Annotated in this window: 11 protein-coding genes; 10 read left to right on the forward strand and 1 reads right to left on the reverse strand. The window is 51.0% G+C overall.

What is annotated here, in order from left to right; all coding sequences use genetic code 11:
• Positions 1-80 precede the first annotated feature (80 nt).
• Positions 81-629, reverse strand: a complete 549-nt coding sequence (locus tag PRU_RS09725) for an HU family DNA-binding protein (protein WP_013063492.1) — start codon at positions 627-629, stop codon at positions 81-83.
• Positions 630-1233: 604 nt separating this feature from the next.
• On the opposite strand from PRU_RS09725, the gene PRU_RS09730 reads away from it, so the two are divergent.
• The 10 genes from PRU_RS09730 to PRU_RS09775 all read left to right on the forward strand — a co-directional run bounded on the left by PRU_RS09730 (position 1234) and on the right by PRU_RS09775 (position 15689).
• The gene (locus tag PRU_RS09730) at positions 1234-1524 is read left to right on the forward strand and encodes a nucleotidyltransferase domain-containing protein (RefSeq protein WP_170857883.1); all 291 of its coding nucleotides are present in this window, start codon (positions 1234-1236) and stop codon (positions 1522-1524) included.
• Positions 1511-1918 (forward strand): HEPN domain-containing protein, encoded by a 408-nt coding sequence (locus PRU_RS09735; protein WP_013063025.1) that lies wholly within the window; start codon positions 1511-1513, stop codon positions 1916-1918. Before PRU_RS09730 ends, PRU_RS09735 begins: the two co-directional genes overlap by 14 nt.
• A gap of 125 nt (positions 1919-2043) precedes the next feature.
• Positions 2044-2856, forward strand: a complete 813-nt coding sequence (locus PRU_RS15380) for a LexA family protein (RefSeq protein ID WP_013065665.1) — start codon at positions 2044-2046, stop codon at positions 2854-2856.
• Between the two features lie 347 nt (positions 2857-3203).
• Positions 3204-3968: a phage regulatory protein/antirepressor Ant gene (locus tag PRU_RS15385; RefSeq protein ID WP_013063658.1), complete on the forward strand. Its 765-nt coding sequence runs from the start codon at positions 3204-3206 to the stop codon at positions 3966-3968.
• A gap of 123 nt (positions 3969-4091) precedes the next feature.
• Positions 4092-4556 (forward strand): lysozyme, encoded by a 465-nt coding sequence (locus tag PRU_RS09750; RefSeq protein WP_013065096.1) that lies wholly within the window; start codon positions 4092-4094, stop codon positions 4554-4556.
• Positions 4557-4593: 37 nt separating this feature from the next.
• Positions 4594-6852 carry a hypothetical protein gene (locus PRU_RS09755; RefSeq protein WP_224083044.1) on the forward strand — a complete coding sequence of 753 codons (2259 nt, stop codon included), beginning with the start codon at positions 4594-4596 and terminating at the stop codon, positions 6850-6852.
• Between the two features lie 113 nt (positions 6853-6965).
• Entirely contained in the window at positions 6966-7334 is a 369-nt protein-coding gene (locus PRU_RS09760) for a hypothetical protein (RefSeq protein ID WP_013064286.1), read from the forward strand.
• A gap of 319 nt (positions 7335-7653) precedes the next feature.
• Positions 7654-10650: a SusC/RagA family TonB-linked outer membrane protein gene (locus PRU_RS09765; protein WP_013065342.1), complete on the forward strand. Its 2997-nt coding sequence runs from the start codon at positions 7654-7656 to the stop codon at positions 10648-10650.
• 19 nt (positions 10651-10669) lie between these two features.
• On the forward strand, positions 10670-12145 hold the full coding sequence (locus tag PRU_RS09770) for a RagB/SusD family nutrient uptake outer membrane protein (protein ID WP_013064382.1): 1476 nt from the start codon (positions 10670-10672) through the stop codon (positions 12143-12145).
• Between the two features lie 352 nt (positions 12146-12497).
• Positions 12498-15689: a SusC/RagA family TonB-linked outer membrane protein gene (locus PRU_RS09775; protein ID WP_013063955.1), complete on the forward strand. Its 3192-nt coding sequence runs from the start codon at positions 12498-12500 to the stop codon at positions 15687-15689.
• Positions 15690-15694 lie beyond the last annotated feature (5 nt).

Raw genomic sequence — 15694 nt, forward strand, 5'->3', positions numbered from 1 at the left:
TTATAAATAAAGACACGGCTTTTGTCGATGAAAAAAGAGCTGCGTTTCTCAAAAGAGAGCCGTGTAATCCGTGCCTAAACTCAATCTCCGATTGGCTCGTGACTGCCGCCACCCTGGTTGCCGCCGGTGTTCTGACCGTTGCCACCGGTGTTACCGTTGTCGGTGGTGTTGCCGCTCTCAGGGTCCTCGATGTCGCTGCTGTCGCCACTGGTTACGCGCTTCAGTACGGTGCCGTCCTCGTCAAGGCAGGTAATCTGGATGCTGGTGTTCTTCAGCTCGTCCTTCACATCCACCGATGGGGTGAACACAATGCGACGGGTGGTAATCAGTCCGGTCTTCACGTCATCGAGCTTCTCAACGGCCTTGGCGCGCACGCCGAATCGCATGGTTCCCAGTCCGGGCACGGGTACCGAATGGCCCTCGGTGGCCCAGGTACGGATAACGGCGCCTGCTGCCTCCCATGCAGCCTTGATAACACCTGCGCTAATGCCCGAGTGGGTGGCTGCCTCGGTAAACACCTTCTTCTCGGCGATGGCGCTGTACAGGTCGGGGCGCATCACGAAACGCTTGGCCCCAGGGTTCTTGCCGATCTTAAGCTCTCGGCGCTGTGCAATAACTTTGATACTCATAGGATAGTAAAATTAAAAAATTAAAAAATTAAAGAATTAAAAAATGTAATAATTATAGGATTGTAAATAATTTTTAAATTTTATCATTTTTACATTTTTACATTGTTCTGAGTTCGGGTTCGGGCGGGGTATTAATCCTGCAGGGTGCTACGATTAAAGGTAACAATTGTTACTATTAATCTTCGCCGCTCGAGCTTCGCTCGCTTGGCTTGTCCAAGAAATCCGGGGATTAATATCGCCCTCAAGCCTCCCTCATTTTAACGTTACAAAGGTACAACTTTTTCATTGCGGTTCACGAATAGCGAACCTACTTTTTTGCGAAAAATCACTGCGCGCGCCGCCACCATCCGCTGTCCGCTACGCGCTACAGCGCTACAGTTGTTTCCATCCCATCGCACACCATTATTTACTTCTATATTTATATATATAAATATAGGCACTACCGCTACCACCCCCACCCCCGCAGTTCCAACTGTAGCACTGCAACGCGTAGCACACGTTTTTTTTCCAAAATATTTGGAAAATTGGAAATTAGTACGTATATTTGCACCATACAAAGCAATTAGTTATGAACAATAGTAAAGTTATCGACAGTATTAAGCAGGTGGCCGAAAGGGTCTTACCCAAGGGTAGTCTGTTGTATCTCTATGGGTCGCGTGCACGTGGAGACTGGCACGACGGTTCTGATTGGGATCTTCTGCTGATACTTGATAAGCCACGTCTTGAGCATGAGGATTTTAATAAGTATTCCTATCCGTTTGTTGAAATGGGATGGGATATAGGCGAGGATATTCGTCCCCATGCATATACTAAGCAAGAGTGGTTTGATGGTCCACATGCTATGTTCTATTATAATGTAGAAGAAGACAAACAAGTATTGTATGGAACTAAGTGATAACGAGAGATCAACCATCGTACGCATGGAAATGGAGAAGGCACGCAAAACTTTTGCCGATATGGAATTTTGTGCCAAAGAGCAGAAATGGGAGGCTGCTGCCAATCGCCTGTACTATGCTTTGTTTCATGCGGTATCAGCCTTACTTATCAGTGGCGGTCAGAATGTAAAAAGTCATCGTGGCATCATGTCTCTTTTCGGACAGCATTATGTTCGTACAGGACTATTTACGAGCGAAGATGGTTCACTCCTCTCTGACCTTGTGATTATGCGCGATAACGCAGACTATAACCTATTCTTTGAGGCGAACGAGGAGAAAATCACTCCCTATATTGAGCCCACAAGACTGCTGATTGATAAGATAGCAGAATTTGTTATTCCTAAAAACTCTTAATTATAACCTGCAGTTTTTGGTGGGTGCGAAGGTTTTTATTATCTTTGCAGCCGTTTGGCGACCTGTGGAACGGCGCCGACTATGGATTATATTGTGAAATAAAACTTTTTAAAGAATTAATCGACATGAGAAATTTTAGTAGCATCGGTCAGTGGCCGATGGAAATGGTGTGCGACACACCCGTGCCTTACTACGAAGTGGGAGTTAGTTGTGGACTGCCTGGCGAAATGGGGGAGCTGCCACCCGAGATGGTGCTGCTGCCCAGCATGCTGACGCGTGGCCGGCAAGTGTTTATCGTGGATGCCGATGGCGACTCGATGACCGGCGTGGGCATTTACAGTGGTGATGCGCTGCTGATAGAGAGTACACAGCGGGTGCACTGCGGCGAAGTGGTGATGGTGAGCATCGACGGCGAGGAGCTGTTGAAGGTGTATTACGTTGACGACACGGGGCGCCACTGGCTGTTGGCCGCCAACCCGAAGTACCAGCCACGCGAACTAACGGCCGACATGAATGTACGCATCTGCGGGCGCATGGTGTGCAACCTGAGTGCGCCGCACGTATCGGTAAAGCACTGTGGCGAAGTGGTACGCCAGTTTAAAGCCAAGCAGAAGCAGCACCAGCCCGACATGTATGAGCGCCTGACCGAAGCCGTTATCCAGTGCAGTCATCTGTTTTGGGCAGCATCGGCCTGGGCAGTGGTTTTCGGTGTACTGCGCGATAAATACAGTTATGACAAGCCAGTTGCCGAGTTTGAGCGTATGGCCCAGGCCTTAAAGCTACCTGCTACGTTTAGGTTTGTATGTGGCGAAGGCAGTGTGCAGCGCACCATCAGTAATCATGAGTACATGCGAAAGAGTATCGACAAGTGGGAGGAGCAAGGTGCTGCCGACCGCGAACTGAAGCTGATGACGGTTTTAATTAAAGAATTGGCTTAGTTTTACCGAACCTGTTACCGAACTTCGGTAAGTATTAGTACCAAAGTTACCGAAACCTACAACACTTACCGAAAACTGTTACCGAATGCGTTCCAAGAAATTGGAGCGCATTATTTTTTGCCATACTTTTGCAGCGTGATTCAGTTCACGAGTGTTCTTTGACTTACTGCCACACCAACCCGACTCGGAATCGGCCGAGCGGATTTATTCTTAGGCACGGATTTACACGGCTTTATAAATAAAGACACAGCTGTTATCAATGAAAAGAAAGCAGCGTTTCTCTAAAAGAGAGCCGTGTCATCCGTGCCCCCAAAAATATTATTAACAATTTAAATACACACACAATTATGGAAACAATGATTATTAAAACAGTAAACGAGAACCAACACATGATGACTTCGCTGGAAATAGCTGAAGTAACCGGTAAGCAGCACTGTCACGTAATGGAGGCCATCCGAAAAATGGAACCCGCGTGGCAGAAAGTTAATCAATCAAATTTTCGATTGATTGAATATACCGACAGTCGAGGTCGACTGATGCCCTGCTACCAGCTAACCAAGACCGAGACGCTCTACATCGCCACCAAGTTTAACGACGAGGCCCGCGCCCGACTCGTTCTGCGTTGGGAAGAACTGGAACGCGAGCGGATTATTTTTGGCACGGATGACACGGCCTTTTTAAAAAAGGACACGGCTTATATCGATGAAGAAAGCAGCGTCTCTCTAAAAGAGAGCCGTGTTAATCCGTGCCTAAGAAAACTTCCATCGTTGGGCGTTCAGAAACAGATACTGGCGATGGCGGATGAGATTGTGGGTACGGGACTGCGCATGCTGAACGAGCCTGCCGAGGATACACTCACCGCCACGCAGGTGGCCAAGACGTTTAACATGAACACCCGCGACTTTAATGCCGTGCTGGCCGACATGAACATTCAGTACCGCGCCCACGGCCGATGGCACCTGGCCGAACACCTGCTGGGTAGGGGCTACACCGCCGAACGTACACACATCGACTACTCGCTGAAAGGCAAGCGCAAAATCAAAGTGTACATGACGTGGACCATGGCCGGACTGAAGTACCTTAACTCGCAATTGGGATACCCTAACCTTTAGGACATTAAACATTAAAGATTAAACATTAAACATTAAAGGCCTCGATTAAGCGAGAGCAGAGCCAAGCTTGCTTGAGCTTTGCCGAGTGTGAGAGGGCTCGATACGAAGTATCAACATTTTACTATGCAGATTACAGACACACTTTTACAGAAATTGATGGAGATGGAGGGATGCCGACTAAGCGCTTATCGCGACGAGGGCGGCGTGCCTACCATCGGCTACGGACACACACGCGGTGTGCGCATGGGCGACCGCATCAGCCCCCAGCAGGCTCGCGACTGGCTGCTACAGGATGCCACCGAGGTGATGCGACAGGTGCGACGCCTGCACGTGGCACGCACCGAGGCGCAACTAGAGGCACTCACATCGTTTGCCTTTAACGTGGGCATCGGACGGCTGAAGCAGTCAACCCTGCTCAAAACCATCCGCCAAGGCGGCAGCAAGGCTGCCATCCAGCGCCAGTTTAAACGATGGGTGTATGCCGGCGGTAGCAAGTTGCCCGGTTTGGTAGCCCGTCGCCAATGGGAGGCCGAACACTTCTTCGCCCCCAGCTACCCAACGGATGACGAAATCATCGACCGGGTGTGAACATTAAACATTAAAGATTAAACATTAAAGATTGGCTATGAGCACACACATTATTTATTTAAAGGACGGGGTGAAAATGATGCGCCCCGTAACCACCCGCGCAGAGTATATGGCCCTGCGCGGCAGTAACGAACAGCAGCAACTGATGGCCGCCATACGCAGCGGCAACGAGACGTTGAAGCACCGGCTGGTGCAGATGAACTACAGTTGTCTGCCCAATGCCGACGGCACACTGCGCGGCAGCACCCGTATGAGCAATACCGTGGGTATGGATATCGACCACCTATCGGCCGAAGAGATGCCCGCCGTTCGCGAGCGCATCCTGGACAAGAAGGATGAGCTGGGACTAGGGATGCTTGAGGAGAGTGCCCGCGGCTGTGGCTACCACCTGGTGTTTACCCGACGGCCGCACATGTCGCAGGTAGAGAACCTGCAGTGGGCCGCCCAGCTGCTAGGCGTGGACTACGATGCCCAGGCCAAGGACATCACCCGCGTGTTCTTCACCACCGGCACCGAGCAGCTTATCTATCTGGATGATGCCATCTTTGAACTCCCGTCCTCGGAAAGTTGTGACAAGGGACAGGGCCCAGTCACATTCTGTGACAGGTACCAGTCCCCAGTCACAAAGACTGATTCCGTTGACAATTTTCAAGAAGGAAAAATCCTAAAGTCCTGTATTCCGTTGCAAAAAGATTACAACGGCATGGCTTTCTCGGATATTATCGCAAAGTATTGGGAGCTGTTTAACGGTGGCAAGCTGCCGGTGGTGGGCGATAGGAACGCACTCACCTTCGAGTTGGCCGTTACCCTGCGCTCTATCTGCGGCTACAGTCTGGAGGGCCTGCAGGCCATCGTACCCAACTACTGGGCTGCACCCGATGGCACCTGCACCGATGCCGACCGCACCGAATATCTGCACACACTGGAAAACGCCCTGAAAGAGCCCCGCCGCGGCATGCCCCTGCGCCTGAAACAGGTATTGCAGGCACTCAAGGAGCAGCAAGGTGTAAAGGCCTGCGGGGGTACCGTAAGCACGCCTCCACCCATGCCCAAGCGGTTGCCGCCATTGATAAAACTGCTAACCCGCAACGTGCCGTGGTACTACAAGCCCGCTGTGGCCAGTGCCGTGTTTCCTGCCCTGGGCGCCCATCTGCATGGCGTACACTTCCGCTATTGGGACAACGTGGATCACGAGGCCACGTTTATGAACCTGCTGGTGGGCCGACAGAGCGTGGGTAAGGGCTCGATCAAAAAGCCCATCGAGTATATCATGGAGGACATACGCCAGCACGACCTGCTCAGTCGCCAGCGCGAGGCCGAGTGGAAGCAGAAGAACCCCACTGGCAAGCAGAAGAAGGACCCGCGCCCCGCCGACATCTGCATTCAGATGCTGATAGACAACCTGACCGACGCCGTGTTTAACCAGCGCGTGGTGGATGCCAACAACAACGGAGAGCGCTACATCTACACCATTGTAGACGAGGTAGAGGCTCTGAAGAAGGTGACATCGAGCCATAAGGCCGACGAGGTGGGACTGCTGATACGAAAGGCTTTCGACAACTCGATGGCAGGTCAGGAGCGTGTGGGTGCCGACAGCGTATCGGGCATAGCACCGCTGCGCTGGAACTTCAACGCCAGCACCACCCCACCCAACGCGCGCAAGTTCTTTTATAAGATGGTGAACGATGGCACGGTGAGCCGACTGGATGTGGCCACCATCATCCGTCCCATCGAAGACGACGACGAGGCACCCATCCTGGGCATCTACGACGACCGTTTTGCCGCCGAGCTCAAACCCTATATCGACCGTCTGGATGCTGCCAACGGACTGATAGAGTGCCCGCAAGCCCGCAAGCTGGCACTTGACCTGAAGCAGGAGAATGCCGACACCGCCCGCTTGTACGAGAGCGAGGCCTACCGTGTGCTGTCGTATCGTGCCAACGTGATAGCCTGGCTTAAGGGTATGGTGCTGTATGTGGCCCATGGCTACCGGTGGGACAAGCAGATAGCTGAGTTTGTGCGCTGGAGCGAGCAGTATAACCTATGGTGCAAGATGCTGTACTTTGGAACCCAGCTTGAGAAGGAGCTGAACGACGAGCAGGAACTGCAGCGCCACTCGGGTCCCCAGAACCTGCTGGAGCTGCTACCCGATGAGTTTACCCGCGAGCAGTATCTGCAGATGCGCCAGCAAGCCGGCCGCCCCGGTCCCGGCGACAGCACCCTGCGCACCTGGCAAACCCGCGGCCACATAGCTTTTGATGAAACGGCAGGCCGTTTCCTCAAGATTAAACATTAAACATTAAACATTAAAGGCCTCGATTAAGCGAGAGCAGAGCCAAGCTTGCTTGAGCTTTGCCGAGCGTGAGAGGGCTCGATACGAAGTATCAACATTAAACATTAAAGATTAAAATGGAACACATTGATAACACACAAGAAACGTTTGTGGCACTGTGGCGGCTGTTGCGCCGCACGCGCCGCTACTGCCATCTGCACTGCAAGCGCTTTTGCATCCGCAGGGTACTGCAACTATGGTTTGGTGGCGAGGCCACCCCCGAGTTTATCTGGCAAGTATGCCACCTTTGCTGTCAGGCCGGTTGGGACCAGCTCCCACCGCCTGGCCTCTACCCGCGCCCGCATCGCGAACTGCTGCGTGCCATCGTGGCCGTGCGCACAGGCATCAGCTACTACCAGATTGACCTGCGCGCCCTCGACGCCGCCTACACCATCGCCTACCCCAAAAGCACACCACTGAACGTGAACAAAAAGAAGAAATCTTAACAAAGCGCATATTTTATGCATAACAATTTAACAGCAAAACCAAACCTGCAGTTTACAAAGTGTAAGTTAACCACTAATTTCAACTTTCACATTGATTTTAATCAAGTAATACTTGCTAACAGTTAAAATATGTTATAAAATACTCCCTTTTTAATAAAATTATTTGTTTGTTTAGATATTATACGTTATTTTTGCAACCCGAAAGTGGCAAAAACGTGCAAAATTAATAGTTATTGCATAAATAACCAGCTACTACCAGTATTTGAAAGAGAGAATTTAAAAGTTATAAACATTATTAATTAACAAAAAGAGAGAATTTATGAAACAAAGACTAACGTTGTTTTTCGTCAGCTTGTTCCTGTTTGTAGGCACAGCGCTGGCACAGACAAAAGTTACTGGTACAGTACTCTCACAGGAAGACGGACAGCCCATCATCGGTGCTGCCGTTAAGGTGGTTGGTACAAGTACAGGTATGTTGACCGACGTGAACGGACGATTCACCGTAGCCATGCCCGAGGGTAAGGATCAGCTCGAAGTGAGCTATCTGGGCTACCAGAGCAAGACCGTTAAGGCCAAGGCCAACATGCGCGTTTTCCTGAAGACCGACGCTCAGGTGGTTGACGAGGTGGTTGTGACCGGTTACGGTTCGCAGCGCAAGGCTTCGTTCACAGGTGCTGCCTCGAAGGTTGACGGCGCAGTAGTAGAGAAGAAGAGCGATGCCAACTTTGTGAAGGCACTCGAGGGAACCATCACAGGTGTACAGATGAACAACTCATCGAGCATGCCTGGTACATGGGGTTCGGTTTATGTTCGTGGTCGCGCCTCGCTGAACTCAGGCACACAGCCACTCTACGTGATCGACGGTGTGCCTGTAAACTCAGACTACGACACCATGAGCAGCAGCTCTAACAACGCCACCGACCCAATGGCATCTATCAACCCAACCGATATCGAGAGCGTAACCGTTCTGAAGGACGCTGCCGCTACCGCTATCTACGGTGCACGTGCCGGTAACGGTGTGATCGTGATCACCACCAAGAAGGGTGCCAAAGGCCGCCACAACGTAAATGTCGACATCAAGCAGGGCTTTACTGCCATGGCTAACAACAACATGAAGTTTGCCAATGCCGAGCAGACCATGAGCCTCTATGCCGACGGTTACGTGGCTCGTTACGGTGGTACCAAGGAAGCCCGTATTGCCGACCTGACCGATATGTACGAGTGGGACGGTAAGACCAGCACCGACTGGATGGACGAGATTTCGCGCAAGGGTTACTACCAGGATTATAACATCAACATCAGTGGCCAGACCGGCGAGACCAACTACTATGTCAGCGCAGGCTACCTGGACACTAAGGGTATTATCATCGCTTCTGACTTTAAGCGCTACTCTGGCCGCATCAACGTCGACAGCAAGTTCAAGATGTTCAAGTTTGGTGCCAACCTGTCGTACGCTCACTCTATCAAGAACGGCTTCTCACAGTCAACTAGTGGTTCGTTCACCAATGCCACTGTAGGCGCCATCAGCTCAATGCAGCCTTTCTACCCCGTTTACAACGAGGACGGAACTTACTCAAACGTTGACTCTTACAACCCATTTGCTGTATGGGACAAGGAGCTCGGCGATATCAACGAGGATAAGACAACAACCCTGAGCGTAAGCCCATACCTGCAGGTTGACTTCGGCAAGGGTATCTACTTCAAGAGCACATTCGGTGCCAACATCTATGGCCTGCGCCAGTATCAGTACTGGAGCGCTATCTACAACCCACAGGGTATGGACTATCCCGGTCTCGGTCAGCAGTACAACTCGCAGACCACCACACTTACATGGAACAACATCCTGGGTTGGAACTACACCTTCGGCCAGCAGCACAACCTCAGCCTGATGCTGGGTCAGGAGATGCAGCGCAAGGATTACTGGTATGAGTACTACAGCGGCGACAACTTCCCATTCGCATCTGCCGGTATGAGAGACCTCTCGACCGTAGGTCACTGGAACGATTCTGAGTACTACAAGAAAGAGGCTCGTCTGGCATCATACTTCGGCGATGCTCACTACTCTTTCGCCGACAAGTATTATCTGTCAGCTTCACTCCGTCACGACGGTTCTTCGGTATTCGGCTCTAACAAGCGCTGGGGTACATTCTGGTCGGTAGGTGGCAAATGGCGCTTCACCGGCGAGAAATTCCTTGAGGGCAACAACACCCTTACCAACGGTACATTCCGCGTATCTTACGGTACTGTAGGTAACCAGGATATCGGTTTCTACGCTGCACGTGGTTTCTATGTATCAGGTAGCAACTACCACGGTGCATCAGGTATGACTCCAGAGTCGATCTCTAACTCTGAGCTCACATGGGAGGTTTCTAAGAAGTTCGACATTGGTGTTGACCTTCAGTTCTTCAACCGTTTGAACGTTACATTGGACTACTATAACGAGAAGACTAGCGACGCCCTGTTCAAGGTTCCCCTGTCAAGAACTACCGGTATGACCGAGACTTATCAGAACATCGGTTCTATCCGCAACAGCGGTATCGAGCTGTCGATCAACGGTACCATCCTTCGCAACAAGGATCTTAACTGGACCGCTTATGCCAACCTGACTTGGAACAAGAACAAGGTTATTGCCCTTTCAACCGACAAGCCTATCGAGGGTTCATACACCATCATCGAGGCTGGTCGCCCCTACCGTCAGTTCTACATGAAGGAGTATGCAGGTGTTAACCCCGAGAACGGTAAGGCACAGTGGTACAAGAATGCCGAGGGCGACGAGCTGACCGAGAACTACACCGAGGCAGCCAAGCGCTACGTAGGTTCGGCCGATCCTAAGGTGTTCGGTGGTTTCGGTACAACAGTAACATGGAAGGACTTCGACGCCAGCATGACCTTCAACTACCGTCTGGGTGGCAAGGTATTCGATTCAGGTGCCCGCTTCACCGGTTTCGGTATGTCGTTCCGCACACCACTCGAGGACGTTGCCCTGAACTCTTGGACCGAGGACAACAAGAATGCCAAGTACCCACAGTACATCTACGGCGATCCATATAGCAGCACTCAGAACTCAACACGTTTCCTCTACAGCGGCAACTTCCTGCGCCTGAGCAACGTATCAGTTGGTTACACACTGCCAAAGAGCATCACAACAAAGGCTCTGATCGAGAAGGCTCGCATCTATATCTCTTGCGACAACCTCCACACTTGGGCTGCAAGCGACTTCGTAGGTTACAACCCTGAGACATTTGAGAGCGGTGTTATTGCATGGCAGTATCCTGCAGTTTCTACTTATGTAGCTGGTGTTCAAATTACTTTCTAATTAATAAGAAGATAACAATATGAAAAATAAAATTATAACAGGTGCCATGGCACTCACCCTGACAATGGGATTTGTTAGCTGCGGTGATGACTTCCTTGAAACCAAATACTACAAAGGAATCGATGTAGAAACAGGTCTTTCAAGCACAAGCAATGTTTCAACCGCACTGGGTGGCGTATATTACAACCTTTTCGAAAGATATTTTGCAGGTAACTACGCAACCACTATCGGCGACGTTCCAACCGATATCTCATACTGGAACACCAAGACCGGTCACTGGGACAAGATCTACCAGTACACATTCCAGGACACTGAGTCGTATCTCAGCTACATCTGGGAGTATGGTTACAAGATTGTTGACAACTCAGCCCGCGTGATTGTAGCAGCCGACAAGCTTTATGCCGACGCTACTGCCGACGACAAGAAGACACTCGACCTGTGCCGCGCCGAGGCTTACGCCCTGCGTGCATACGCAAACCTTAAGCTGGTGAACGTTTTCGCACATCAGATCAAGGTTAATGGCAACGATTTCTCGGCCAAGCCCGGTATCGTTATCAGCGACACACCTATCCCTGCCTTCACCGAGGTTAGCCGCGCCACTGTAGGCGACAGCTACAATATGATTGTGAGCGACCTGAAGAAGTCGCTGGAGTACTTCGCTGCTGCCGGTGGCGACCGTGGCGACAAGTGCTACTTTGGTGTAGCTGCTGTCGAGGGTCTGCTGGCACGTACATACCTTTATATGGAGAACTGGGATGGTGCCATCAGCAGCGCTAAGGCAGCCCTGAGCGATGCCGGCACACCTGCACTGGCCTATACAAAGGCCGACTATAAGGCCCTGTACAACGGCGGAAGCTCAAACACCGAGAGCATGTTCTATCTCGACATCAACGCCAGTCAGAACTGGAGTGCCAACTCTTGCGGTACACTGTGGACTACCTACAACTTCAGCCCAAGCCCCAAGCTGCTGGCTATGTATGCCGACACCGACGTACGTAACGCCATCATGGGCATGGACGCAAGCTCAACCGAGACAGCCCCTGTATTCGCTGGTGGTAAGTTCGCTTCTTACGGTTCAGGCAACCCCGCCCACGCTACCAACTACCTGATTAACGCTCCTGAGATGTATCTGATTATCGCAGAGAGCTACATCAAGAAGAACGACGTAGCCAAGGCTCAGGAGGCTCTGCTGCCCGTAGCTAAGCGTAACACAGCCATCGCTACAACAGCCGATCTGCCCAGCACCGCTGCCGATCTCTACACATTCCTGAAGGACGAGCGCGCACGCGAGCTCTTCCAGGAGGGTCTGCGCCTGTACGACCTGCGCCGCTGGGGCGATCCCGCTCAGGTAGAGGCCTACAATGCACCTAAGATCCTGTTCCGTTCTAACAATTTCAACATCTCTGAATTTGTATTCCCCATCCCTAACGATGAGATCAATGCAAACTTTGGTGTAACACAGAACGAGGGTTGGGCATCTAATCTCCCTAAGTAATCCCACTTTTTAAAAAGTTATAAACATTTCGCAGGTTTGCCCCCAAGCAAGCCTGCGATTTCTTTGTAAATAAATGCATATTTTGTGCATAACAATTTAATATCAAAAACCAACCTTAGCTGAGCAAAGTGTAAGTTAACCGCGAAAAACTGCTTTCAGATTGATTTTTTGAATACCATTTGTATTAAAATGGTTAAAATATGTTAGAAAACAACCCTCTTTTAATAAAATTATTTGCCTATTATAATAATATACAGTAATTTTGCAGCCCCGAAACGGGACCTTATGTCCAAAAAAAGGAAGAGATTGAGACTACAGGTATAACATATAATTATTAAAAAGAGAGATTTTTATGAAACAACGACTAACGATGTTCATCGTCAGCCTGTTCCTTTTTGTGGGAACAGCGCTGGCACAGACAAAAGTTACAGGTACAGTACTCTCACAGGAGGATGGTGAGCCCATTATCGGCGCTACCATCAAGATTGTGGGTGCAGGTACTGGCGCCATCACAGACTATGACGGACAGTTTACTGTAACCATGCCCGAGGGTAAGGACATGATTGAGATTACCTACCTGGGCTGCAAGACCGAGACCTTGAAGGCCGTTAACGGTATGCGCGTAATGATGAAGCCCGACACCGAGACACTCGAAGAGGTGGTAGTTGTGGCTTACGGTACTGCCAAGAAGCAGAGTATTACCGGTTCGGTTTCGACCGTTGACCAGAAGGTGATCGAGAAGCGTATTACCTCGAACGTTACCAGTGCACTCGAGGGTGCTGCTCCTGGTGTACAGGTTAACAACACATACGGTGAGCCTGGTGCCGAGCCTACCATCCGCATTCGTGGTATCGGTTCGCTCAACGGCTCGAACACCCCACTCTACGTAGTAGATGGTATTATCTATAACGGTAACATTGCCGATCTGAACCCCGAGGATATCAAGACCATGTCGGTACTGAAGGATGCTGCATCTGCAGCCCTGTACGGTAACCGTGCATCGGCTGGTGTGGTTATCATCACCACCAAGAGCGGTGTTTCGCACGAGGGTAACTCATCTATCGACCTGAAGATTAACCATGGTTTCTACAACCGTGGTATCAAGGAGTACGACCGATTGGGTGTGAACGACTACATGGAGACATCGTGGAAGGCCATGAAGAACTGGGCTATGACCGGTTCGATGGGATTGAGCGAGGACGAGGCTAAGGCTTATGCCAGCGCCCACCTGGCTAGCGACGTGATGCACCAGAACATCTGGGACCGTGCCAGCGATCAGCTGTTCGACGAGAACGGTAAGATGGTGGCTAACGTACTGGATGGCTACACCGACCTGGATTGGGAGGACAACATTGAGCGTACCGGTCAGCGTCAGGAGTACATCCTGAGCGGTAACTTTACTAACGATAAGACCAACGTTTACGCATCGTTAGGTTACCTGAACGAGAAGGGTTACATTATCAGCAGCGACTACGAGCGCTACACAGCCCGCGTAAACTCTACCTTTACACCTAACAAGTATTTTACTGCTGGTGTAAACCTGAATGGTACCATCTCAACCCGCCACTTTAACGACAATGCTAAGGGTAGCGCTTATAGCAACCCATTCAGCACAGCCCGTTACATGGCTCCTATCTATCCTATCTACAGCCACAACGCCGATGGCAGCATTGCCACCGACCAGAATGGCGAGTATGTATATGATACTAAATCTGACTATCTTGACAACCGTAACATTGCTTACGAGCTGCGCAAGGACCAGGATACACGTAAGCGTAACGTACTGAACGGTACTGCTTACCTGACACTGAACCTGCCATACGACTTCTCGGTAACCGTTAAGGGTAACCTGTCGCACCGTTCATCTACACGTCAGCAGTACAACAACCCCGAGATTGGTGATGGTGCTGCAAACGGCGGACGATTGGCTAACTACAGCAACGAGTACGAGGACTACACCATGCAGGAGTTGCTGAACTGGGGTCACGAGTACGGCAATCACCACATCGATGCCATGGTAGGTCACGAGAACACTCACTACCAGACCGAGAACTTCGACGGTATGAATACCAAGATGGTGGCCAGTGGTATCTATGTGCTGGGCAATTTCATTCAGAACTCATACCTGAGCGGTTACAACGAGGAGTATGCTACCGAGTCGTACCTGGCTCGCGCCCGCTATAACTACGATCAGCGCTACTATGTAGATGCATCGCTGCGCCGCGATGGTTCGTCGCGTTTCCACAAGAACAACCGCTGGGGTAACTTCTTCTCGTTCGGTGCTACCTGGAATGCCAAGAAAGAGGAGTTCCTGCGCACTGTAAAGTGGGTTAACCAGTTGCGTGTTCGTGCCTCGTACGGTGAGGTGGGTAACGATGCCGGTGTAAACTACTATGGCTACCAGGCGCTTTACTACATTGAGAAGAACGGTGGCGAGGGCGCCCTGATGAAACAGAGCCGGAGCGCCGATGACATTAAGTGGGAGACTGCTCAGACTGTAGATGCAGCCATCGAGGGTCGCCTGTTCGGTCGCATGAACTTCAGCATCGGCTACTTCGACAAGCGTAACAAGGACCTGCTCTTTGCTGTTCGTCTGCCTCTGTCTGCCGGTTCGTACTCGTACGGCGAATACTTCAACATGACCGTTAACAAGAACATCGGTACCATCGCCAACCGCGGTATCGAGCTCTCAGTTGATGCCGACGTGCTACAGAAGAAGGACTGGAATGTTAACGTAGGTTTGGACGCTACATTCATCAAGAACAAGATTATCAAGCTGCCTAACGGCGACAACATCCTGTCGGGCGTACACAACTACACCGAGGGTCGTTCGCTGTACGACTTCTACACCTATCACTTCGAGGGTGTCGATCAGATGACCGGTCGTTCACTTTACACACTCGATCCTGAGAAGAAGGAAACTGCTGCCCAGCAGGGCGAGCTGGTAACCATCAACGGTGTTGACTATACTACCGATACAGCTTACGGCAAGCGCGACTTCCACGGCACTGCTGCTCCTACCGTTTACGGTTCGGTTCACGGCAACGTAAGCTGGAAGGACCTGACACTGAGCCTCCTGGCTACCTACAGCCTGGGTGGTAAGACCATCGACTACACTTATCAGACCCTGATGAGCACCAACGCCATGTCGAGCGGTTCGGCTCTGCACAAGGATGCTCTGAAGGCCTGGAACGGTGTGCCCGAGGGTATGACCGAGACATCGGCCAACCGCATTGATCCAAACGGTGTGCCTGCCATGGATTACAACCTGAGTTCGAAGAACAACGCTACCTGCGACCGCTGGCTCACCAGCGCATCGTACCTGGTAATGAAGAACATCAGTCTGTCGTACAGTCTGCCTAAGAAGTGGCTTACCAGCCTGAACGCAGGTGTCAACGGTGCCACACTTACCGCTGGTGTTGAGAACCTCTTTACATTGACCGGTCGCAAGGGTATGAACCCACAGTACAACTTTACTGGTGGTTCGGACGATACCTACGTAACAGCCCGCGTTTGGAACTTCTCACTCAATGTTAATTTCTAATGATT

The organism is Xylanibacter ruminicola 23 (assembly GCF_000025925.1).
In the GTDB taxonomy this organism is placed as follows: Bacteria; Bacteroidota; Bacteroidia; order Bacteroidales; family Bacteroidaceae; genus Prevotella; species Prevotella ruminicola.